Origin of the sequence: Agrobacterium sp. SORGH_AS_0440 (genome assembly GCF_031453135.1) — a bacterium.
Taxonomy (GTDB): Bacteria; Pseudomonadota; Alphaproteobacteria; order Rhizobiales; family Rhizobiaceae; genus Agrobacterium; species Agrobacterium pusense.
In genome coordinates this window covers 1,740,266-1,759,465 of sequence record NZ_JAVIYR010000002.1, presented here as the reverse complement: position 1 = coordinate 1,759,465, position 19,200 = coordinate 1,740,266, and the positions used below count along the sequence as shown (strand labels likewise).

21 protein-coding genes are annotated in these 19,200 nt (G+C 58.9%); 14 read left to right on the top strand and 7 right to left on the bottom strand.

The genetic code is table 11. The annotated features are described in order from the left end of the window. Nucleotides 1–193: 193 nt before the first annotated feature. On the bottom strand, nt 194–730 hold the full coding sequence (locus QE453_RS17915; RefSeq protein ID WP_244404871.1) for an anthrone oxygenase family protein: 537 nt from the start codon (nt 728–730) through the stop codon (nt 194–196). Between the two features lie 80 nt (nt 731–810). Here QE453_RS17915 and QE453_RS17910 point away from each other — a divergent pair, with 80 nt between their 5' ends. Further along, entirely contained in the window at nt 811–1,434 is a 624-nt protein-coding gene (locus QE453_RS17910; RefSeq protein ID WP_244404872.1) for a TetR/AcrR family transcriptional regulator, read from the top strand. 18 nt (nt 1,435–1,452) lie between these two features. Here QE453_RS17910 and QE453_RS17905 read toward each other — a convergent pair whose 3' ends face one another. After that, nucleotides 1,453–2,667, bottom strand: coding sequence for an NADP-dependent isocitrate dehydrogenase (locus tag QE453_RS17905; RefSeq protein WP_004442491.1), 1,215 nt, complete (start codon nt 2,665–2,667; stop codon nt 1,453–1,455). Between the two features lie 214 nt (nt 2,668–2,881). Here QE453_RS17905 and QE453_RS17900 point away from each other — a divergent pair, with 214 nt between their 5' ends. The 7 genes from QE453_RS17900 to QE453_RS17870 all read left to right on the top strand — a co-directional run bounded on the left by QE453_RS17900 (nt 2,882) and on the right by QE453_RS17870 (nt 9,354). Continuing rightward, nucleotides 2,882–3,412, top strand: a complete 531-nt coding sequence (locus QE453_RS17900; protein WP_004442489.1) for a hypothetical protein — start codon at nt 2,882–2,884, stop codon at nt 3,410–3,412. A gap of 281 nt (nt 3,413–3,693) precedes the next feature. Continuing rightward, the gene (locus QE453_RS17895) at nt 3,694–4,527 is read left to right on the top strand and encodes an RNA methyltransferase (protein ID WP_244404873.1); all 834 of its coding nucleotides are present in this window, start codon (nt 3,694–3,696) and stop codon (nt 4,525–4,527) included. Beyond that, the gene (gene murI / locus QE453_RS17890) at nt 4,511–5,332 is read left to right on the top strand and encodes a glutamate racemase (RefSeq protein WP_244404874.1); all 822 of its coding nucleotides are present in this window, start codon (nt 4,511–4,513) and stop codon (nt 5,330–5,332) included. Before QE453_RS17895 ends, murI begins: the two co-directional genes overlap by 17 nt. A 388-nt stretch (nt 5,333–5,720) precedes the next feature. Then, nucleotides 5,721–5,960 (top strand): hypothetical protein, encoded by a 240-nt coding sequence (locus tag QE453_RS17885; RefSeq protein WP_006698773.1) that lies wholly within the window; start codon nt 5,721–5,723, stop codon nt 5,958–5,960. A 188-nt stretch (nt 5,961–6,148) separates the two neighbouring features. Beyond that, complete coding sequence (locus QE453_RS17880) at nt 6,149–6,787, top strand: LysE family translocator (protein ID WP_244404875.1); 639 nt, start codon at nt 6,149–6,151, stop codon at nt 6,785–6,787. A gap of 34 nt (nt 6,788–6,821) precedes the next feature. Continuing rightward, a complete protein-coding gene (locus tag QE453_RS17875) occupies nt 6,822–7,709 on the top strand; it encodes an EamA family transporter (RefSeq protein WP_107339294.1) in 888 nt (295 codons plus the stop codon). A 127-nt stretch (nt 7,710–7,836) separates the two neighbouring features. Beyond that, entirely contained in the window at nt 7,837–9,354 is a 1,518-nt protein-coding gene (locus QE453_RS17870) for an ATP-binding protein (RefSeq protein WP_022556494.1), read from the top strand. Between the two features lie 188 nt (nt 9,355–9,542). Here the strand turns inward: QE453_RS17870 and QE453_RS17865 are convergent, their stop codons facing one another. Continuing rightward, entirely contained in the window at nt 9,543–10,526 is a 984-nt protein-coding gene (locus QE453_RS17865; RefSeq protein ID WP_244404876.1) for a TerC family protein, read from the bottom strand. A 451-nt stretch (nt 10,527–10,977) separates the two neighbouring features. On the opposite strand from QE453_RS17865, the gene rpsD reads away from it, so the two are divergent. From rpsD to QE453_RS17840, 5 genes are all read left to right on the top strand, one after another. Next, a complete protein-coding gene (rpsD, locus tag QE453_RS17860) occupies nt 10,978–11,595 on the top strand; it encodes a 30S ribosomal protein S4 (RefSeq protein WP_004442465.1) in 618 nt (205 codons plus the stop codon). Nucleotides 11,596–11,664: 69 nt separating this feature from the next. Then, nucleotides 11,665–12,594 (top strand): glutaminase, encoded by a 930-nt coding sequence (locus QE453_RS17855; protein WP_037092452.1) that lies wholly within the window; start codon nt 11,665–11,667, stop codon nt 12,592–12,594. Nucleotides 12,595–12,655: 61 nt separating this feature from the next. Beyond that, a complete protein-coding gene (gene ttcA, locus QE453_RS17850; RefSeq protein WP_404977897.1) occupies nt 12,656–13,582 on the top strand; it encodes a tRNA 2-thiocytidine(32) synthetase TtcA in 927 nt (308 codons plus the stop codon). A 16-nt stretch (nt 13,583–13,598) separates the two neighbouring features. Continuing rightward, nucleotides 13,599–14,426, top strand: a complete 828-nt coding sequence (locus QE453_RS17845) for an inositol monophosphatase family protein (protein WP_309777607.1) — start codon at nt 13,599–13,601, stop codon at nt 14,424–14,426. Nucleotides 14,427–14,456: 30 nt separating this feature from the next. Further along, the gene (locus QE453_RS17840) at nt 14,457–15,281 is read left to right on the top strand and encodes an inositol monophosphatase family protein (RefSeq protein WP_006698779.1); all 825 of its coding nucleotides are present in this window, start codon (nt 14,457–14,459) and stop codon (nt 15,279–15,281) included. A 223-nt stretch (nt 15,282–15,504) separates the two neighbouring features. On the opposite strand, the gene QE453_RS17835 is transcribed toward QE453_RS17840, so the two are convergent. The 3 genes from QE453_RS17835 to QE453_RS17825 all read right to left on the bottom strand — a co-directional run bounded on the left by QE453_RS17835 (nt 15,505) and on the right by QE453_RS17825 (nt 17,581). Next, nucleotides 15,505–16,713, bottom strand: a complete 1,209-nt coding sequence (locus QE453_RS17835) for a multidrug effflux MFS transporter (protein ID WP_006698780.1) — start codon at nt 16,711–16,713, stop codon at nt 15,505–15,507. 137 nt (nt 16,714–16,850) lie between these two features. Further along, nucleotides 16,851–17,186, bottom strand: a complete 336-nt coding sequence (grxD, locus tag QE453_RS17830) for a Grx4 family monothiol glutaredoxin (protein WP_004442454.1) — start codon at nt 17,184–17,186, stop codon at nt 16,851–16,853. 146 nt (nt 17,187–17,332) lie between these two features. Beyond that, nucleotides 17,333–17,581 (bottom strand): hypothetical protein, encoded by a 249-nt coding sequence (locus QE453_RS17825; RefSeq protein WP_004442452.1) that lies wholly within the window; start codon nt 17,579–17,581, stop codon nt 17,333–17,335. 110 nt (nt 17,582–17,691) lie between these two features. On the opposite strand from QE453_RS17825, the gene QE453_RS17820 reads away from it, so the two are divergent. Next, nucleotides 17,692–18,840 (top strand): hypothetical protein, encoded by a 1,149-nt coding sequence (locus QE453_RS17820; protein WP_309777606.1) that lies wholly within the window; start codon nt 17,692–17,694, stop codon nt 18,838–18,840. 117 nt (nt 18,841–18,957) lie between these two features. Here QE453_RS17820 and QE453_RS17815 read toward each other — a convergent pair whose 3' ends face one another. Then, nucleotides 18,958–19,191, bottom strand: a complete 234-nt coding sequence (locus QE453_RS17815) for a BolA family protein (RefSeq protein WP_003516012.1) — start codon at nt 19,189–19,191, stop codon at nt 18,958–18,960. Nucleotides 19,192–19,200 lie beyond the last annotated feature (9 nt).

The window sequence follows — 19,200 nt, the reverse complement described above, 5'->3', positions numbered from 1 at the left end:
AAGCTTTGTCTTATTGTTGTACTGGCCGCAGCACGCGGAATCGAAGTCTGCGCCTAGTACAACGTCTAATCAAGATACTGTGAACAAAAAAGAAAACCCGGCGTTGCGCCGGGTCCGGGTGCGCTCATATCGGTGCCTGTCAACCATCAATCGCATTAGCGGCCGAGGCTTTGGAAAGAGAAGCCATTGCAGTCTAGTGGGTTGGTTTTCTTCCCGTATGCCTCGTTGCCGCGAGCAGCGCCAGAAAAAATGCGACCGTGGTGAGCACGGTGCGGAGAAGGTTTGAAAGTGCCCAGCGATCCAGCAGCTCCTGCCAGTTGATCGGCACGTCGGCGGCAACAGCCTTGAAAAACTCGTTGATCGGAACATTGACCATTCGCGTCTGAACGACGACGACGGTGTAAATTATCAAGGCCGACAGCCATAGCAGCCTGCTGTTGCGATCAACGACCACAGCGGCGAGAAGGGCCGCCAGCGGCGTAAAGAAGGCGGTGAAGAAGACGCCGTTGCGGACGCTGATATTGATGCCGTTGAATGCCGGAATGAAGATATCGGCCTCCAGTTGCTGGAAAGCCATCATCACCGGGTTGCTGAAGGCGAAAAAGAATCCGGCCATCACGCCAAGGCTCAGCGGAGCAACGATGTGCAAGACCGATATTGCCGGTTCTCTTGCGATGGCGAGTGCGGGAAAATGCCTTGTTCTGATCTCGTGCAGAAATGAGCTGGACATCAAAACCTCCGTCAAATAACCGTACGTGTATGTACGGCATATCCGTACGCATATGTACGGTTATTGTCAAGGAAAAGCGGATGCGAAACGAAAGCAGGGAATTGCGCCGGCGCGAGATTGTCGAACATGCCTTTGCCATGCTTGCCAGGGATGGATATGCCGCCTTTTCCATGCAGGCGCTGGCGAAGGTGAGCAGGTCCTCCAAGGAAACGCTCTATGGCTGGTTCGGCGGCAAGGCCGGGCTTTACGAAGCCATGGTCGAAGAAAATGCCGCAAGGCTGGTATTGCCGTCGGCGGAAGCGGCCGATGGCGTGAGGGAGCTTTCCCGTTTCGGGGCTGAACTATTGTCGATGCTTCTCGGGGAGCGGGCGGTTCTGCTCAATCGGGTTGCCGCGGCGGAAGCCGGCGGTGACGCCACGCTCGGAGCATTTCTGGCGGAAAAGGGTCGTGACCATGTCATGCCGAAGCTTGCGGCGTATTTTCAGGCGCTGGCAAATCAGGGCGTCATGGGTATTGCGGCAGCGGAAGAGCATGCGGAAATCTGGCTGTCGCTTCTGGCAGGGGATTTGCAGATAAGGCGTGCGACGGGGGCAATTGGCCTGCCGACGCAGGAGGAGATAGACGCTCGCTCGGCCCGCGCCGCGCAGCTGACGTTTCAGCTCTACGGTACAAATAAAAAACCCGGCACTGAGGCCGGGTTTTGACGTCTTGGGAAAGCAGGCTTAGGCAGCCATCGCCTTCTTGAGGTTTTCGTCGATCTTGTCGAGGAAGGCGGTGGTGGAGAGCCAGGGCTGATCCGGTCCGATGAGGAGCGCCAGGTCCTTGGTCATGAAGCCGCTTTCGACGGTGTCGACGCAGACGGTCTCGAGCGTTGCCGCGAACTTTGCGAGTTCCGCATTGTCGTCCAGCTTGGCGCGGTGGGCGAGGCCGCGGGTCCAGGCGAAGATCGAGGCGATCGAGTTGGTCGAGGTTTCCTGACCCTTCTGGTGCTGGCGGTAGTGGCGCGTGACCGTGCCGTGCGCCGCTTCCGCTTCGACCGTGCGGCCATCGGGGGACAGAAGAACCGAGGTCATCAGGCCGAGCGAGCCGAAGCCCTGAGCTACCGTGTCTGACTGAACGTCGCCGTCATAGTTCTTGCAGGCCCAGATGTAGCCGCCGGACCACTTCAGCGCGGAAGCGACCATGTCGTCGATGAGGCGGTGCTCATAGGTGATGCCGATTTCGTCGAACTGCTTCTTGAATTCGGTCTGGTAGACTTCTTCGAAGATATCCTTGAAGCGGCCGTCATAGGCCTTGAGGATGGTGTTCTTCGTGGAGAGGTAAACCGGCCACTTGCGCATCAGGCCATAGTTCATGGAGGCGCGGGCGAATTCGCGGATGGATTCGTCAAGGTTGTACATGGCAAGAGCCACGCCGGCGCTCGGAGCGTCGAAAACGTCCTTTTCGATAACCTGGCCGTCTTCACCGACGAACTTGATCGTCAGCTTGCCCTTGCCGGGGAATTTGAAATCGGTTGCCTTGTACTGGTCACCGAAAGCGTGGCGGCCGACAACGATCGGCTTCGTCCAGCCCGGAACGAGGCGCGGAACGTTCTTGCAGATGATCGGCTCGCGGAAGATGACGCCGCCCAGAATGTTGCGGATGGTGCCGTTCGGGCTCTTCCACATCTGCTTCAGGCCGAATTCCTCAACGCGCTGCTCATCCGGGGTGATGGTGGCGCACTTGATGCCGACGCCGTGCTTCTTGATGGCGTGGGCCGCGTCAACCGTGACCTGGTCGTTGGTGGCGTCGCGGTTTTCAACCGAGAGGTCGTAATATTCGATGTCGAGATCGAGGTATGGCAGGATCAGCTTGTCCTTGATGAGCTGCCAGATGATACGGGTCATTTCGTCGCCGTCGAGATCGACGACTGGATTGGCTACCTTGATCTTTGCCATGAATTCCTCACCTTCGAAGCTGTGGCGCCTGTTGACGCCCATAGTCGGAAAAATATCCGGTGCGGCTATAGCATCGCACGCGCCTGAGGCAAAGCCATGGGGGGCGCTTTTTTGGCGCAGCGCAATAACGCTTTGCGCATTGCCAAACCATAATGCCGGAATACAGTCAGGCGAATCGCTTCGCCCGTCTCTGGGCCTCTACCGGGATCATATCATGCGGAAAATTCTGCTTCTGTCTGCCGCCGCCCTCTTTTCCCACGCCGCCCTCGCCGCCGGTCCCACCGATCCCGTCCAGAAGGTGATGGACATCACCGTCAAGAACTGGTCCGGCGATGCGGAAAACTGGAAATACATATTCGACGAGGACATGCTGACGAGCCTCTTCAGCAAGGAGTTCGTCGCGCAATACCGTGAAGCCTCCAAGAAGCCGGCTTACGAGGCCGAAAGCGGTGAGAAGGGCGATCCATTCGGTTATGATGTCGTGACCAACTCGCAGGATGGCTGCCCGCTGCAGGATGTGTCCGTGACGGCGGGTGCGGTGAAGGATGGCGTGACTGACGTGACGGCCAAATTCAAGCTCTGGGCCTGCATGGATGAGGCGGAGATGAAGGCGACCGTGGACGAGGTGCATTTCGATGTGATCGAGGAGGAGGGGCGGCCTGTCATCAGCGACATTCACCGGGTTGGCGACGAAGGCCGGGACTCGCTGCGTGAGGAGATGGCGAACATCATCAAGGGGGAGTAATGGGTCCGTTTGAGCCGGTGGAGAGTGATGCGAGGTTTTCGCCACACTCCCCGTCATCCTCGAGCTTGGCCAGAGGATCCATTGATTTCAACGGGTTGTGGATCCTCGGTTCAAGCCCGAGGATGACGGGGTAGCGGTGTTGCTCTCATCTCCAGCAAAGCCGAGCGGGTGTGCGCTCTCTCCGACTTTGATTTTAGCGGCAATCTGTGCCAGTGAAGCGCGCTTTACGGTATCGGCGTCAAAGTCTATGCCGCGCTTTTAAAAATAACGGACAAACAACGATGGCAGGCACAAACAGCGAGCTTGAACTTCTGGCGGAAGGCCCGGCGATCATTCTGGTCGAACCGCAGCTTGGCGAAAATATCGGTATGGTGGCGCGGGCGATGGCCAATTTCGGGCTCGCCGAGCTGCGCCTCGTCAACCCGCGTGATGGCTGGCCAAGCGAAAAGGCGCGCTCCGCCGCTTCCAAGGCCGATCACGTCATCGACGGGACGACGGTGTTCGATACGCTGGAAGAGGCGATCAAGGATCTCAATTTCGTTTATGCCACGACCGCGCGCGAGCGTTATGGGTTCAAGCCGGTACGATCGCCAGTCATTGCGGCCGATACGCTCAGGGCAAAATTCAAGGCGGGCGAAAAGACAGGCATCCTGTTTGGTCGTGAACGCTGGGGCCTCACCAATGAGGAAGTGGCGTTGGCCGATGAGATCGTGACATTTCCGGTCAACCCCGCCTTTGCATCGCTCAATATTGCGCAGGCCGTGCTCCTGATGTCCTATGAGTGGATGAAGTCAGGCATGGACGATCTGGGCGAGACGCTTTTCCAGTCCGTCGAGCAGCGGCCTTCGACCAAGGAGCAGGTTTTTGGCCTGTTTGAACATCTCGAGGAAGCGCTGGATGCGCGCGGTTATTTCCATCCCGCTGAAAAAAAGCCGAAAATGGTCGACAATCTGCGTGCCGTGCTGTCGAGACGCGGTTTTTCCGAGCAGGAAATCAGTGTTTTCCGCGGCGTGATCAATTCGCTCGACCGTTTTCCCCGGCAGTGGCCGAAGCAGGCCGGTCGGGCAACGGGGCCATCGGCCGAGGGAGCAGGGGAGAATGCTGAAGACGAGTGAGGCGGCCACCGACGTGCTGAAGCCGGTGCTGGTGTTCGATTCCGGCATTGGCGGGCTGACTGTGCTGCGCGAAGCGCGCGTGCTGATGCCCGAGCGCGGTTTCATCTATGTGGCCGACGACGCCGGTTTTCCCTATGGCGGCTGGGAGGAGGAGGCGCTCAGGGCGCGCATTCTCTCGCTTTTTGAAAAACTGCTGCAGGATTTCAGCCCGGAAGTCTGCGTCATCGCCTGCAATACCGCCTTCACGCTTGCCGGTGCCGATCTGCGTTCCCGGTTTCCGCAGATGACCTTTGTCGGAACAGTACCCGCCATCAAACCGGCGGCGGAGCGCACCCGTTCCGGCCTCGTCTCCGTTCTGGCGACGCCCGGCACCGTCAAGCGTGCCTATACGCGCGATCTCATCCAGTCCTTCGCGACGCAATGCCATGTCCGCCTTGTCGGCTCGGAAAACCTTGCGCGCATGGCCGAAAGCTGGATCAGGGGGGAGCCGGTGTCGGAGGAGGCGGTGCTTGCCGAAATCGAACCCTGTTTTATCGAAAGCGATGGAAAACGCACCGATATCGTCGTTCTCGCCTGCACCCACTATCCTTTCATGGCCAACGTGTTTCGCCGTCTGGCCCCCTGGCCGGTAGACTGGCTCGATCCCGCCGAGGCAATTGCAAGACGTGCCCGTCATCTGGTGCCGATGCCCCAGGATGCCGAACACCCCGATGGATTCGACTTCGCCGTCTTCACATCAGGCAAGCCGGACTTTGCCACGCGGCGGCTGATGCAGGGTTTTGGCCTCAGCGTCTCCGTGTCCTGATTTCCCTTCCATGAGTCTGTTGCATTTTTGCATCTTTTTTGCGACTCTTTACAATTCGAGATTGCGACCTCTTGTCGCGCCGGATTTCCTGTGTAAGGTGTCTCTCGTCTGTAACCGCTATAAATGGAGGCGTGGAATGACCAATGACATGAATATGCGCCTTAACGGCATGTCTGGCCTTTCCGGCATGAATATCGGCGGTTATGGGATGCGAGGCATCTCCCGCCGATAAGGCTTAGGCCTGATTTCCCTGCCGTTTGGCTTTTTCATTTCGTTCGACATGTGACCTGCGCGTTTGTGCGGCATCTTTGCTGCGCCCGTCGTTTCGTCCTGTCGTTTTTCATCGATAAAGGACCTGGCCGCTTTGCCGCGCCGGGATGGATTTCCCATGCAAAAAAATCAACCACTGGTAGCATATGCGCTGCCGGATGCGGTGGACCGTCTGTTCGTCACATTTGGCGTCTGGAAAACTCTCAAAGCGGTTCTCATTGCCGCTGTCGTGCCCCGCGCGCCACCAACTGACCCTGCCGATCTGCCGGAGCGCCTTCTGGTCGATATCGGCCTCGACCCTTCGCGCGTGAAGCGGCGGCGAGACTGGGAAACGCCCTACTGGGCGCCGCGGTTTTGACAATGGTGGCCTCTTCCGCACGCACATGCGGGAGAGGCCGGTCCCAGTTTGACCGCGGAATACGGAGAAACTCGTACCGGTACGTTTCCCGGGGGGCATTAGGAGAGAGCTGCACAGCTCGTACAATCCGGCTTGAAGCAAAACATTTTCCGTGGCTTGCTCAAGACTCGGGATAGAGGAGATTCATCATGCCATTGGAAAACTGGCTGGCCTTCGTGGCCGCGTCCGCCATCATGCTTGCCATTCCAGGACCGACGATCCTGCTGGTCATTTCTTATGCGCTGGGCCATGGCCGCAAGGCGAGCACGGCAACGGTGACAGGCGTGGCGCTCGGCGATTTCACCGCCATGACGGCCTCGATGTTGGGGCTTGGGGTGCTGCTCGCCACATCCGCAGCGCTTTTTACCGGGCTGAAATGGATCGGTGCGGCTTACCTCATCTATCTCGGCATCAAGCTGTGGCGTTCGCCGGTTGGTGGCGAAGGTACCGATGGAACCGGCGTGACGGGCCGGGAAAGACCGCTCAAAATCTTCCTGCATGCCTATATCGTTACCGCGCTTAACCCGAAGAGCATCGTGTTCTTCGTGGCCTTTTTGCCGCAGTTTCTGGTGCCGACATTGCCGTTCTGGCCGCAGGTGCTGATTTTCGAGGCGACGTTCCTTGTGCTTGCCACTGTCAACGCGGCGCTTTATGGACTTCTGGCAAGTGCCGCCCGTAATACGATCCGCAAGCCGAAGGTTCAGCGGATTGTCAACCGCACGGGCGGTGGCCTCCTGATCGGCGCTGGTCTCGTTGCCTTTGGCTGGAAGAGGGCGGCCAGCGTATGACGCCCTCCATCGACTGACATTCGGACATAATAAAATGGCATTGCCGCATATACTTCTGGCCCTGGTTACCGTGTTTTTGTGGGGCTTCAACTTCGTTGTCATCAAGATCGGCGTCAACGATATGCCGCCGCTGTTTTTGACGGGGGTTCGTTATCTCTTTGCGGCAGTGCCACTGGTGTTTTTCCTGCCCAGGCCCAATGTGCCCTGGCGGCATATGATCGTTTACGGCATGGCCATGGGTTTTGTGCAGTTCGGCCTGCTTTATCCGGCCATCAAGCTCGGGCTGCCGGCGGGGCTTGCTTCGCTCGTCATGCAGTCGCAGGCCTTTTTCACGCTGGCGCTTGCCGTGGTGTTCCTCGGGGAACGGCCGTTGCCGTCGCAAATCCTCGGTGCAATCATCGCTTTTGGCGGGCTTGCGGTCATCGGCGTCGAGCGCATGACGGCGGCGGCGCTGGTGCCGCTTCTGATGGGCGTCGGTTCCGCCATTGCATGGGCCTGCGGTAACATCGTCAATCGCCGCATCGGCCAGGTCAATGCGGTCTCCTTCGTTGCCTGGACGAGCCTTGTGCCTGTTCTGCCGTTGATCCTGCTTTCGCTCGTGGTGGAGGGTCCTCGGGCGATAGTCGATGGGGTGGTCCATGCGACGCCGACCATGGCGTTCGTGGTGATCTATATGGCCTATGGTGCGACAATCGTCGGCGCTGGTATCTGGAGTTATCTGCTTCTGCGGTATCCGGCTGGAACGGTGGCGCCGTTTTCTCTACTGGTGCCCGTCGTTGGCTTCATCAGCGCCTATCTGGCTTTTGCGGAACATATCACAGTCTTCGAAGTGGCCGGCGCAGCGCTCGTGATTCTCGGGCTGGCGCTCAATGTCTTCGGGCGGCGTATTGCCTTTGCCCGCGCCTGGCGCCGTCCTGCTTAGGCCGGAACGCAAATGCCTGTGCATTACCGGCATAGGCGAGACGCAATCGACGATTTTTTGGTAAAGAGCATGTTCGGCCGCCGCGAGGCGAATCGGCCGGATCTGAGGCAGTACGAGGAACGGAGCATTGCAGGTCGGCATCGACATGGGAACTCTATCGGGCGGGCAGCAGGCCAAGCTCGATATTGAAGAATTGCTTGCGACGCGTTTGCTGGTGCAGGGCAATTCCGGTTCCGGCAAGTCGCATCTGCTGCGCCGGCTGCTCGAGCAATCGGCGCCATGGGTGCAGCAGGTCATCATCGATCCCGAGGGTGATTTTGTTACGCTGTCCGATAAATTCGGCCATGTGGTCGTGGATGGCGAGCGCACGGAAGCCGAACTCGCGGGCATCGCCAACCGCATTCGCCAGCATCGTGTTTCCTGCGTGCTGACGCTGGAAGGTCTCGATATCGAACAGCAGATGCGGGCGGCCGCTGCTTTCCTCAATGGCCTGTTCGATGCCGATCGTGAATTCTGGTATCCGGTGCTTGTGGTGGTGGATGAAGCGCAGATGTTTGCGCCGTCGGTTGCCGGTGAAGTCACGGAAGATGCACGCAAGGCCTCGCTTGGCGCGATGACCAATCTGATGTGCCGTGGCCGTAAGCGTGGTCTTGCCGGCGTCATCGCCACGCAGCGACTGGCCAAGCTTGCCAAGAACGTGGCCGCGGAAGCCTCCAACTTCCTGATGGGCCGCACTTTCCTCGATATCGATATGGCGCGCGCGGCCGATCTGCTCGGCATGGACCGGCGGCAGGCGGAAATGTTCCGCGATCTTCAGCGCGGCAATTTCGTGGCGCTCGGCCCGGCGCTTTCGCGCCGTCCGCTGCCCATCGTCATCGGGGCGGTGGAAACCTCGGCGCGCTCTTCTTCACCGAAGCTGATGCCGCTGCCGGATGCGCCGCAGGACGTCGAAGACCTGATCTTTACGCCGGACCCGGAAGAATTCACGCGTCCCGCAGTTCGTCGCACACCGCCGGCTCCGCGTCCAACAACGGATATTCTGGCTGAATTGTCCCGGTCTACTCCCGCGGCCGTCGGTCCAGCGCCGGAGCAGTCGCCACGTGCGGGCCAGCCGGAAATAACACCGGAAGAGCGCGAGGAAAAGATTTCAGCGGTTCTCGTAGAAATTCTCGATGACCCTCAATCCGCCTATCGTACCGATGCCGTGCTTTATCAGGATTTCCTGGTGCGCGCCCGCATGCGCCGCATTCCCGGCACGCCGATGACGCTGGCGGAGTTCCGCCGGCAGGTGGCGATTGCCCGTTCAGGCGTTGATGCGGCAATGGCGGCAAGCGAAGGCTGGGAGAAGGCGCTGGAATTGTCGATGTCGGTTTCCGATGACCTGCAGGGCGTTTTTCTGCTGCTCGTAAAGGCAGCGCTCGGCGAGGAACCTTGCCCGTCCGATGCCCGAATCGCCCGGGCCTACGGCACCCATTCCGCCCGCCGCGCACGGCGTCTCCTTAGTTATTTCGAGGAGAAGGAGTTGGTGGTGGTGCATGCTGACTTCTCCGGCAAGCGTATCGTGGCATTTCCCGATCTCGACGCAAAAACCGCGCCCGGCGATGCGGATGCGGCTGAGGATGATGCAAGGCTGGCGGCGGAGTGAGGGTGCGGCGGGTTTGTTTGCGTCGATTTATTCCCCCGTCATGCCGGACTTGATCCGGCATCCAGCCACGGCGCGTCTGCGTCGTGAGAAGAGTCTATTGCGATCAAGGACTTGACCGCACTTAACCCCGGATCAAGTCCGGGGTGACGGCGTGTGAGGAGGCGTTTCCGCCTCCTCATTGCTTGACCTTACTCGATGGCTTTCGCTTCCTTGCGTGTCGCGATCAGCGAACCGACGACGCCGGTGACGAGAATGGCGACGGTGACACCCAGCGAAACGGCCGGCGGAATCTTGGCGATGCCGAGCATGTCAGCGACGAAGATTTTCGAACCGACGAAGACCAGAACCGCAGCCAATGCATATTTCAGGTAGGCGAAGCGATGGATCAGGGCGGCAAGCGCAAAATAGAGGGCGCGCAGGCCGAGGATCGCGAAGATGTTCGAGGTATAGACGATAAACGGATCGGTGGTGATCGCGAAGATTGCGGGGATCGAATCGACGGCAAAGATGAGGTCGGCGATTTCGACCATGATGAGCGCCAGGAAGAGCGGCGTCACGAAGGTCTTCAGTTTTCCGGTTTTCTCATCGGTTTCCTTGACGAAGAACTTTTCGCCATGCAGCCTATTTGTCACTGGCAGGTGACTACGCAGGAATTTCAGGATGCGGTTGTTGCCGATGTCGTTCTCGTCATGGTCCGACGAAAACAGCATCTTGAGGCCGGTAAAGACGAGGAAGGCCGCAAAGAGGTAAAGCACCCAGTGGAAGTTTTCGACGATGGCCGCGCCGCCGGCGATCATGATGCCGCGCAGGACGATAACGCCGAGGATACCCCAGAGCAGCACGCGGTGCTGGTATTGGCGCGGAATGGCAAAATAGGAGAAGATCATGGCGATGATGAAGATATTGTCCATCGCCAGGCTTTTTTCGACCACGAAGCCCGTGACATATTCCATGGCGGACTGCTGGCCGGATTGATACCAGATCCAGCCGCCAAAGGCGAGGCCGATGGCAATATAGAAGCCTGACATCAGCAGGCTTTCACGAACGCCGATTTCCTTGGAATTCTTATGAAGTACGCCGAGATCGAGCGCGAGCAGGCCAAGGACAAGAGAAATAAAGACACCCCACATCCAGGTGGGTGTGCCGAGAAAATCCGATAGAAGAAAGTCCATCAGTCAACCTTTAGCCGGACGAGGTTGGCTTTACGGATGGGGAACGCGTGTCAAGAATATACGTGGGCCCCAACCTTAACAAACTCGACATCACGTGTTGTCCGGTAACACGCCAGAGGGGCCCGAGTTCTGATCACGACGAAGAGATGGGTGGGCGCTTTTGCTTTTCAAGGGCAGACTTTAGAAAAAAGCGAAAGGCCTTGTTTGACAAAACCGTGAAAGCTCTGTAGAAGCCGCCCCAACGCCGGGCAGTGATGTCCGGTGTGTTTTGTTGACTGCCCTGCAGTTTAAGAACTGACGTTCGGCGGTCAATATCACCGACATGTCCCGTGGTTTCTCCATTCGCATGTGAGAAGCCTGTCAGAGGCCCTGCAACGGGCCTCAGAGGAGGGCGTGTTTCCTTAACCCGGTTTGGCAACAAGCCGGTATAAACCTTTGAGAAGGAAATACGATGAGCAAGCGCGAATCGGCTAAGTACAAAATCGACCGCCGCATGGGCGAAAACATCTGGGGCCGTCCGAAGTCCCCGGTTAACCGCCGCGAATACGGCCCGGGCCAGCACGGCCAGCGCCGCAAGGGCAAGATGAGCGACTTCGGCACGCAGCTGCGCGCCAAGCAGAAGCTCAAGGGCTACTACGGCGAACTGCGCGAAAAGCAGTTCCGCGCTACCTTCGACGAAGCAAACCGTCGCAAGGGCGATACCTCTGAAAACCTGATCGGCCTGCTCGAGTCGCGTCTGGACGCCATCGTCTACCGCGCCAAGTTCGTTCCGACCGTTTTCGCGTCGCGCCAGTTCATCAACCATGGCCACGTCACGGTTAACGGCGTTCGCGTCAACATCGGTTCTTACCGCTGCAAGCCGGGCGACGTTATCGAAGTTCGCCAGAAGTCCAAGCAGCTCGTAACCGTTCTGGAAGCCGTTCAGCTCGCTGAACGCGACGTTCCGGACTACATCGAAGTTGACCACAACAAGATGGTTGCGACCTACGCTCGCGTTCCGTCGCTCTCCGACGTTCCTTACCCGGTCGTCATGGAACCGCATCTGGTCGTCGAATTCTACTCGCGTTAATCGACGCGTTTCAGTATTCAGGAAGCCGCCCTTCGGGGCGGCTTTTTTGTTTGCTGGGGAAGGCTTTGCATGCAGGACATTCAGGGTATCGTCGATTCCATCCATGACAGCATGCTGCCGAGGCTGGGCGAGGGGAAGGTTGCGGATTACATTCCCGAACTCGCCAAGGTCGATCCCAACCAGTTCGGCATCGCCATCACCACGGTCGATGGAACGACTTATACGGCTGGCAATGCGCTGACGCCGTTTTCGATCCAGAGCATTTCCAAGGTCTTCATGCTGACGCTGGCGCTCGGCAAGGCCGGTGAGACGGTATGGAACCGGGTGGGTCGCGAACCGTCGGGATCGTCCTTCAACTCCATAGTCCAGCTGGAGCACGAGCACGGAATTCCCCGCAACCCCTTCGTGAATGCCGGGGCGATCGTGGTGACCGATATCGTTTTGTCCGGCCATCAACCGCGCGAGGCGATCGGCGAGCTCCTGCGCTTCGTGCGGTATCTCGCTGATGATGACACGATCAGCATCGACGATACGGTGGCGAAATCCGAGCAGGCGACGGGTTTCCGCAATTTCGCGCTCGCCAATTTCATGCGCTCCTTCGGCAATCTGCATCACCCCGTGGAATATACGCTCGGGGTCTATTTCCATCAGTGCGCGCTTTCCATGACCTGCGCGCAGCTATCCCGCGCCGGCCTGTTTCTGGCCAATCGCGGCCGCAACCCGCTGACGGGGCATACCGTCGTATCGGACCGCCGCGCAAGGCGCATCAATGCGCTGATGCTGACCTGCGGTCATTATGACGGGTCGGGCGATTTCGCCTATCATGTCGGCCTGCCGGGCAAGAGCGGCGTCGGCGGGGGCATCATGGCGGTGGCACCCGGCAAGGCATCGATCGCGGTCTGGTCGCCGGGCCTCAACAAGGTCGGCAACTCGGCGCTCGGGTCACATGCGCTGGAAATGCTGGCGACGAAAACAGGTTGGTCGGTATTCGGGGCTTGATCTTCCGGGCGGATGGGAGCATTGCCTGCATGGATAACGGCAGTCGTGCCGAAGCGAGCGGATGATGAATATTCTCACCAGGGTCGATGACATCGCGGAAAAGATCGGGGCAGATCAGGAATCGCCGGAAGAAGCTTGCAGTTCGCATCCGCTATTTGACAATGCACCGCGCTCCGTCTCCTTCAACAAGCTGCGCAAGCGGCTGCTGCGCAATGTGCGTCAGGCCTTTGAAGATTTCGACATGCTGAAAGGCCAGAAGCGCTGGCTAGTCGGCCTTTCCGGTGGCAAGGACAGCTACGGGCTTTTGGCGCTGCTGCTCGATCTCAAATGGCGCGGCCTGCTGCCCGTTGAACTGATCGCCTGCAATCTGGATCAGGGTCAGCCGAATTTTCCAAAGCAGGTCTTACCGGAGTATCTGGCGAAGATCGGCGTTGCCCATCGCATCGAATATCGCGACACCTATTCGGTGGTGAAGGAGAAGGTGCCCTCCGGCGGCACTTACTGTTCGCTCTGTTCGCGGCTCAGGCGCGGCAATCTTTACCGCATCGCGCGGGAGGAGGGCTGCGACGCGCTGCTGCTCGGCCATCACCGTGAGGATATTCTCGAGACCTTCTTCATGAACTTCTTCCATGGCGGACGGCTGGCCGGCATGCCAGCGAAGCTTTTGAATGACGAGGGTGACCTGATGGTCATGCGCCCGCTTGCCTATTGCGCCGAAGAAGACATGGCGAAATTTGCGGCCGCAATGGAGTTTCCGATCATCCCCTGCGACCTTTGCGGCTCGCAGGATGGGCTTCAGCGCAACGCCATGAAGGAAATGCTGGCGGATATCGAGCGGCGTATGCCCGGTCGGAAGGATGTGATGCTGCGGGCGCTGGCACATGTGAACCCTTCCCATCTCCTCGACCCCAGACTTTTTGATTTTTCGGCGCTTTCTGTCACGGGGGCGTCATCTGAAGAGCCTAGGGAGGCCCACCCTCCCTTATGAAGAAGTGCCCCGCGCGATGACCCTTTCCGATAAAGATATCGATTTCCTCGTTACCACCGTTGCCGCAGCCGGTACGGATGAAATCATGCCCCGCTTCAGGAACCTGAGCGCTGGCGCCATCTCCGAAAAGACATCCGCCGTCGATCTCGTCACCGAGGCGGATGTTCTGGCCGAAAAGCTGATAACTGCAGCGCTGCTCGAGCGGTTTCCAAAGGCGCATATTGTTGGCGAAGAGGCCTATGACGCGGATCATTCCGTCATTCCCGCGCTTGCCGACGCGCCGCTTGCCTTCGTGATCGATCCCATCGACGGCACCTTCAATTACGCTTCCGGCTTTCCCGCCTTCGGTACGCTGCTCGCGGTCACCGTCAAGGGTGAGACCGTGGCTGGACTTATCCACGATCCCGTGATGGGGGACACCATCATTGGTCTGAAATGCGAGGGCGCCTATCTCCACCGCAAGAACGGCTCGCAGGCAAAGCTGAAGGTTGCCGATCCCGCGCCACTGTCCGACATGGTCGGCCTCTTTTCGTGGGGCCACAGCCATCCGGATCGCCGGCCGGTGATCGCCGCCAATATGGCGAAGATAAAGATGGCATTGTCGCTTAACTGCTCCGCACATGAATATTGGCTCGCTTCCGCCGGCAATCTTCATTTCATCGGCCATGAAAAGCTGATGCCATGGGATCACCTTGCAGGCGTGCTCATCCATCAGGAAGCGGGTGGCTACACGGCGCGTTTCGACAACACGCCCTATCGGCCCGGCCAGACGACCGGGGGCATACTTTCTGCTCCCGACAAGGAAAGCTGGAAGATGCTGCGGCGGGAAATCGTCGCCTTATAAGATTTATGCTCAAATGGAAGGATCTCGCCCATGGCTCTCGAACTCGACATCGCCTCTCTTGCCAATGCGCTTCAGGAGGCTGCTGCGGTTGAAATCCTGCCGAGGTTCCGCAATCTGGGCGATGGCGACGTCAGGATCAAGACCGAAGCGATCGACCTGGTTACCGAGGCTGACGAGGCCGCAGAGCGGTTGATCCGCGCCCGCGTGCAGGAGATCATGCCGGATGCTCTGTTCATCGGCGAGGAGGCGGTGGCGGCCGACGCTTCGCTGCTTGGCAAGCTTGCCGATGCCGATCTGGCTGTCGTGGTCGATCCGATCGATGGCACCTATAATTTTGCGTCCGGCCTGCCGCTTTTCGGCGTGATGATGAGCGTCATCTCCAAGGGCGAGACTGTCGCCGGCCTGATCTTCGATCCCATGGGCAATGACTGGGCCATTGCCGAAAAGGGCTCCGGCGCATGGCTGTGCAGCGCCGATGGCGCGCAGACGCAGATGTCGGTCGTGCCGGCGCCGGAACTGTCGCAGATGGTGGGTATCGCCAATACCGGCTATTTCGACGTGGAGACGCGCCGCAAGATTCTGGTGAACCTGGCCGATGTGCGGCTCTTCACCAGCTATCGCTGCGCCGCACATGAATACCGCCTGTTCTGCGGCGGCCACATGCATTTCCTGATGTATAACAAGCTGATGCCCTGGGACCACCTGGCCGGCACATTGATCTCGCAGGAATCGGGCGCCTATGCCGCCCGCCTTGATGGCTCGCCTTATCTGCCACGCCATGTGGATGGCGGGCTGCTGCTAGCGCCTAATCAGGAGACGTGGGAATTGCTGCGCGAGAAGATTTTCACGGTCTGAGGCTCCGGATTCGTGGGGTGCGCACAACCTTCACCGTCATGCCGGACTTGATCCGGCATCCAGCTGCGGCGCGTCTGCGCGACGGAAGGACCTTTTTCAGCCCAAGGACTTGGGCTGGCTGGACCCCGGATCGGCTCCAGTGTGACGGCCGTCGGCGAGACCCACCAGCAAACAAAAAAGTGCGCGGAACAGAATTCCGCGCCCTTTTATTTTTCCATGTCCCTTAGCGGATCGGCTTGTTGTGGGCATGAAATAACACACCCTTTTCGCCGATCAGTACAAAGATCAGGCCGATGATGGAGACGACGAAGAAACCTGCCACCATTGGCAGTGCGGTACCGTCGAAAGCCTGGCCGATGGCGGCGCCGATCAGCGAACCGCCAATGGTTCCCATGAAGCCGATCACCGAGGAGGCCGTGCCGGCGACGTGGCCAAGCGGTTCCATCGCCAGCGAGTTGAAGTTCGAGCCGATCCAGCCGAACTGGAACATGGCAAGTGCGAAGAACACGATGAAGATGGCGAAAGGCATCGGATCCGGTCCCAGCACCTGCACCACAAGCCAGATGAAGGTGATGGCGATGAAGCCGAGCAGCGACCCGTGCGACAGCTTGCGCATGCCGAACCTTCCGACAAGCCTTGCATTGATGAAGGACGAAAAGGCCATGAACAGGGCGACGCCGGCAAATGCCGCCGCGAACCATGGACCAAGGCCGTAAATGCCCTTGTAGACCTGTTCAGCGGAATTGATGAAGCCGAACAGCGCACCGAAGATGAAGGTGCTGGAGAGCGTGTAGCAAAGCGCAATGCGGTTGGTGAGCACGATCTTGAAACCGCCGAGCACCGAACGGGCGGTGAAAGGGCGGACATCGTCCGGATGCAGGGTCTCAGGCAGGCGGAAATACATCCAGGCCGTTACCACGGCAGCGATGCCGGCCATGAAGGCAAAGATAAGGTGCCAGTTTCCGAAGAAGAGCACGATCTGGCCGGTGCCGGGCGCGATGACCGGAACAACCATGAAAACCATCATGATCAGCGACATGACTTCAGCCATCTGTCGGCCGCCATAGATGTCGCGGACGATCGAGATGGTGATGACGCGTGTTGCCGCAGAACCGATGCCCTGAATGAAACGCAGGAGCAGCAGGCCGGAGAACGACGGCACGAAAACGACTGCAAGCGCTGAAACGATGTAGATCGCGAGACCAAAGAGCATCGGCTTGCGGCGACCGAAACGGTCCGAGATCGGCCCATAGAGAAGCTGGGCGACGCCGAAACCGAGAAGGTAGGCCGAAATGACATATTGGCGATGGTTTTCATTCTCGACGCCCAGCGAGGCGCCGATTTCCTGAAGCCCGGGCAGCATGATATCGATGGCGAGCGCGTTCAACGCCATCAGCATTGCGGCCAGCGCAATGAATTCCGTACGCCCCATCGAGCCTGCGCGCGAAGCGGTGGATTGTGAAAGATTTGTCACAGGATTGCCCCAAAAAGAACGGCAAAGGCGTTGCATGAAGCAACGCCTGGCATAAATTTCTGACAATCAGGGTGGGCCGGATGAACCGGCCGAAATCAGGCCGCGCCGCGGACGCTGATACCCTGTTCTTGGAAGTGGCTTTGCAGTTCGCCTGACTGGAACATCTCTCTCACGATGTCACAGCCGCCGACGAATTCGCCCTTGACGTAGAGCTGCGGGATCGTCGGCCAGTTGGAATAGTCCTTGATGCCCTGACGGATGTCGGCATCGGCAAGCACATTGATGCCCTTGTAGTCGACTCCGAGATAATCGAGGATCTGTACCACCTGGCCGGAAAAACCGCATTGCGGGAATTGCGGGGTGCCCTTCATGAAAAGAACGATGTCGTTGCTCTTCACTTCGCTGTCGATCATGTCGTGAATGCCGCTCATAGGCCTATTCCTTTCACATGCGGTTCAAGGCCGCTGCTTTCTGTTAGCCTCTAAATAACATGTCGTGGCGCGATTTCCACCCGTCGGAAGGAAAAAATGCGTGCCTCCTGCAACGCATAACGCGCCAAAAAACGGTCTTCCGACGCCTAGCGATATCTCTGCCGGCTGCGCGCGGCGGCGGTGCGTCTTTTGCTGACCTGTTTTTTGGCCGGCTTCGGTTTGACTGCGGCCTTGATTGCGGCTTCCAGAACGGAGCCGACAATACCGCCGGCGAGAGAACCGGTGCTTTTCGTCCGGCGTGCGCGGCGTGTCTTGCGGATGCCGGTCTTGGTGAGGACTTCCGACAAAGCGCCCTTGACGACGCCGTTTATCAGTTGATCGACGATGCCAGACAAATTTTCTCCGCCTTTAAATAAATCATATTTCCGTCGCGATTTTTACTATACGTGCATCGCCCACTGTATCAAGCGATCCTTTCGGGTGCCTCCAGCCCGAAGGTTTATGCATGCCGACCGTCACGTCACGACTTGTCCTTTATTTCCCGGGTTTCGATCCGCTGGATGCCGCTGCCCATCATCTGCGTTATCAGCGTGCCGCCGCGCTGGCAGGAAAAACATGGGCCGTCGATTATGCAGTGGGGCCGCTGGAGAACAGGCCGGGCGGCGAAACATTTACCGTGGAATCCTCGTCAGGCGATTGGCGGACGCGTTCGGACATCATTGTCTATGATCATAATGCCGTCATCTCACAATTGCGGAATGCGCCGATCTGGCGGCAGATCTGGCAAGGCTTCAAGGCGGGAGCGGGCATTATCGGTGAGGGGGGCGCGGCGCGCTACTTCCGCCATGCATGGCGTTTTGGGCTGTTCTTTATTTTTCCGTTCCTGCTGATGCTTGCCGGTGGCGTGCTTGCGGCGGTGATTGGCCTGTCGCCCTGGCTTTTCGCCTTACCGCTGTGGCTGCTGGTGGCCAGCCTTCCGGCTGCGGCCCTGTTTTTCACCAAGGCTTTGCTGCCGTTTGCCGAGCGCTTTCACACCCTGCATCTTTATGCGGACTGGCGGTTCGCACTCGCAGTCGGCCGCGACGAGCCGATTGCCCGAGGCTGGATCGAAGAGAAGGCAGCGCTTGTCCTGACGGCGCTGGAGCAGTCTTCGGATGAGGTTCTGGTGGTCTCGCACAGCATGGGCGCCAGCTTGGCCCTCGCGGTCATCGGCCGCGTGCTGGAGCTGAAGCCGGAGGCGCTGGATGGACGGAAGTTGTCTTTCGCAACGCTGGGTGGGGCGGCCCTGCAATGCGCGTTTCTGTCGAGCGCCGTGCGGCTTCGTCAGAGCATTGGCGTCATCGCACGTCACCCTCAGGTGACATGGTTCGATATCCAGTGTCTCACAGATCCGATCCATCTATATCGTTGCAACACGGTGGCGCTGACCGGTCATGGCGATGCGCCGCAACCGAAAATCGTGCCGATCCGCTTCAAGCATTCGCTTTCACCGGAGCGTTACAAGAAGAACAAGCGGAATTTCCTCAGAATGCACCGGCAATATGTTCTCGGGCCTGATCGCAGGTCCGGTTACGACTTTACCCTGCTGACGGCCGGGCCTCTGCCAGCCGCCTCATTTGCCGACCTCGAGTCACAAACGCCGCCTGCTCTTTAGAGGTTTCGATAACGCCGAATATGAAAAGGCCCGCGTGGGACTATCACGCGGGCCTTTCTTTATTCTTCAGCCGTCAGGTCTTTCAGCCGATGGGACAGAGACCGGTGATCTCAGTCATCATTCGGGCGCCGAGGTCTGCAGGGCAAGGGCATGCAGGACGCCGCCCATATTGCCCTTCAGCGCGTCATAGACCATCTGGTGCTGCTGCACGCGGGTCTTGCCCTTGAATGCATCTGCCACGACTTCCGCCGCGTAATGATCGCCATCACCGGCCAGATCGCGGATCGTGACCTTTGCCCCGGGAATTCCCGCCTTAATCATGTCTTCAATGTCGCCGGGTTTCATGGGCATGGTGTTTCT

Coding starts and splice junctions, on each gene's coding strand:
- QE453_RS17905 (WP_004442491.1), bottom strand. CDS start 2,667: ATGGCAAAGATCAAGGTAGCCAATCCAGTCGTCGATCTCGACGGCGAC.
- QE453_RS17885 (WP_006698773.1), top strand. CDS start 5,721: ATGCAAAAAAATCAACCACTGGTAGCATATGCGCTGCCGGATGCGGTG.
- QE453_RS17900 (WP_004442489.1), top strand. CDS start 2,882: ATGCGGAAAATTCTGCTTCTGTCTGCCGCCGCCCTCTTTTCCCACGCC.
- rpsD (WP_004442465.1), top strand. CDS start 10,978: ATGAGCAAGCGCGAATCGGCTAAGTACAAAATCGACCGCCGCATGGGC.
- QE453_RS17910 (WP_244404872.1), top strand. CDS start 811: ATGCGAAACGAAAGCAGGGAATTGCGCCGGCGCGAGATTGTCGAACAT.
- QE453_RS17855 (WP_037092452.1), top strand. CDS start 11,665: ATGCAGGACATTCAGGGTATCGTCGATTCCATCCATGACAGCATGCTG.
- QE453_RS17840 (WP_006698779.1), top strand. CDS start 14,457: ATGGCTCTCGAACTCGACATCGCCTCTCTTGCCAATGCGCTTCAGGAG.
- QE453_RS17845 (WP_309777607.1), top strand. CDS start 13,599: ATGACCCTTTCCGATAAAGATATCGATTTCCTCGTTACCACCGTTGCC.
- QE453_RS17815 (WP_003516012.1), bottom strand. CDS start 19,191: ATGCCCATGAAACCCGGCGACATTGAAGACATGATTAAGGCGGGAATT.
- grxD (WP_004442454.1), bottom strand. CDS start 17,186: ATGAGCGGCATTCACGACATGATCGACAGCGAAGTGAAGAGCAACGAC.
- QE453_RS17835 (WP_006698780.1), bottom strand. CDS start 16,713: ATGGGGCGTACGGAATTCATTGCGCTGGCCGCAATGCTGATGGCGTTG.
- murI (WP_244404874.1), top strand. CDS start 4,511: ATGCTGAAGACGAGTGAGGCGGCCACCGACGTGCTGAAGCCGGTGCTG.
- QE453_RS17865 (WP_244404876.1), bottom strand. CDS start 10,526: ATGGACTTTCTTCTATCGGATTTTCTCGGCACACCCACCTGGATGTGG.
- QE453_RS17880 (WP_244404875.1), top strand. CDS start 6,149: ATGCCATTGGAAAACTGGCTGGCCTTCGTGGCCGCGTCCGCCATCATG.
- ttcA (WP_404977897.1), top strand. CDS start 12,656: ATGATGAATATTCTCACCAGGGTCGATGACATCGCGGAAAAGATCGGG.
- QE453_RS17875 (WP_107339294.1), top strand. CDS start 6,822: ATGGCATTGCCGCATATACTTCTGGCCCTGGTTACCGTGTTTTTGTGG.
- QE453_RS17820 (WP_309777606.1), top strand. CDS start 17,692: ATGCCGACCGTCACGTCACGACTTGTCCTTTATTTCCCGGGTTTCGAT.
- QE453_RS17895 (WP_244404873.1), top strand. CDS start 3,694: ATGGCAGGCACAAACAGCGAGCTTGAACTTCTGGCGGAAGGCCCGGCG.
- QE453_RS17915 (WP_244404871.1), bottom strand. CDS start 730: ATGTCCAGCTCATTTCTGCACGAGATCAGAACAAGGCATTTTCCCGCA.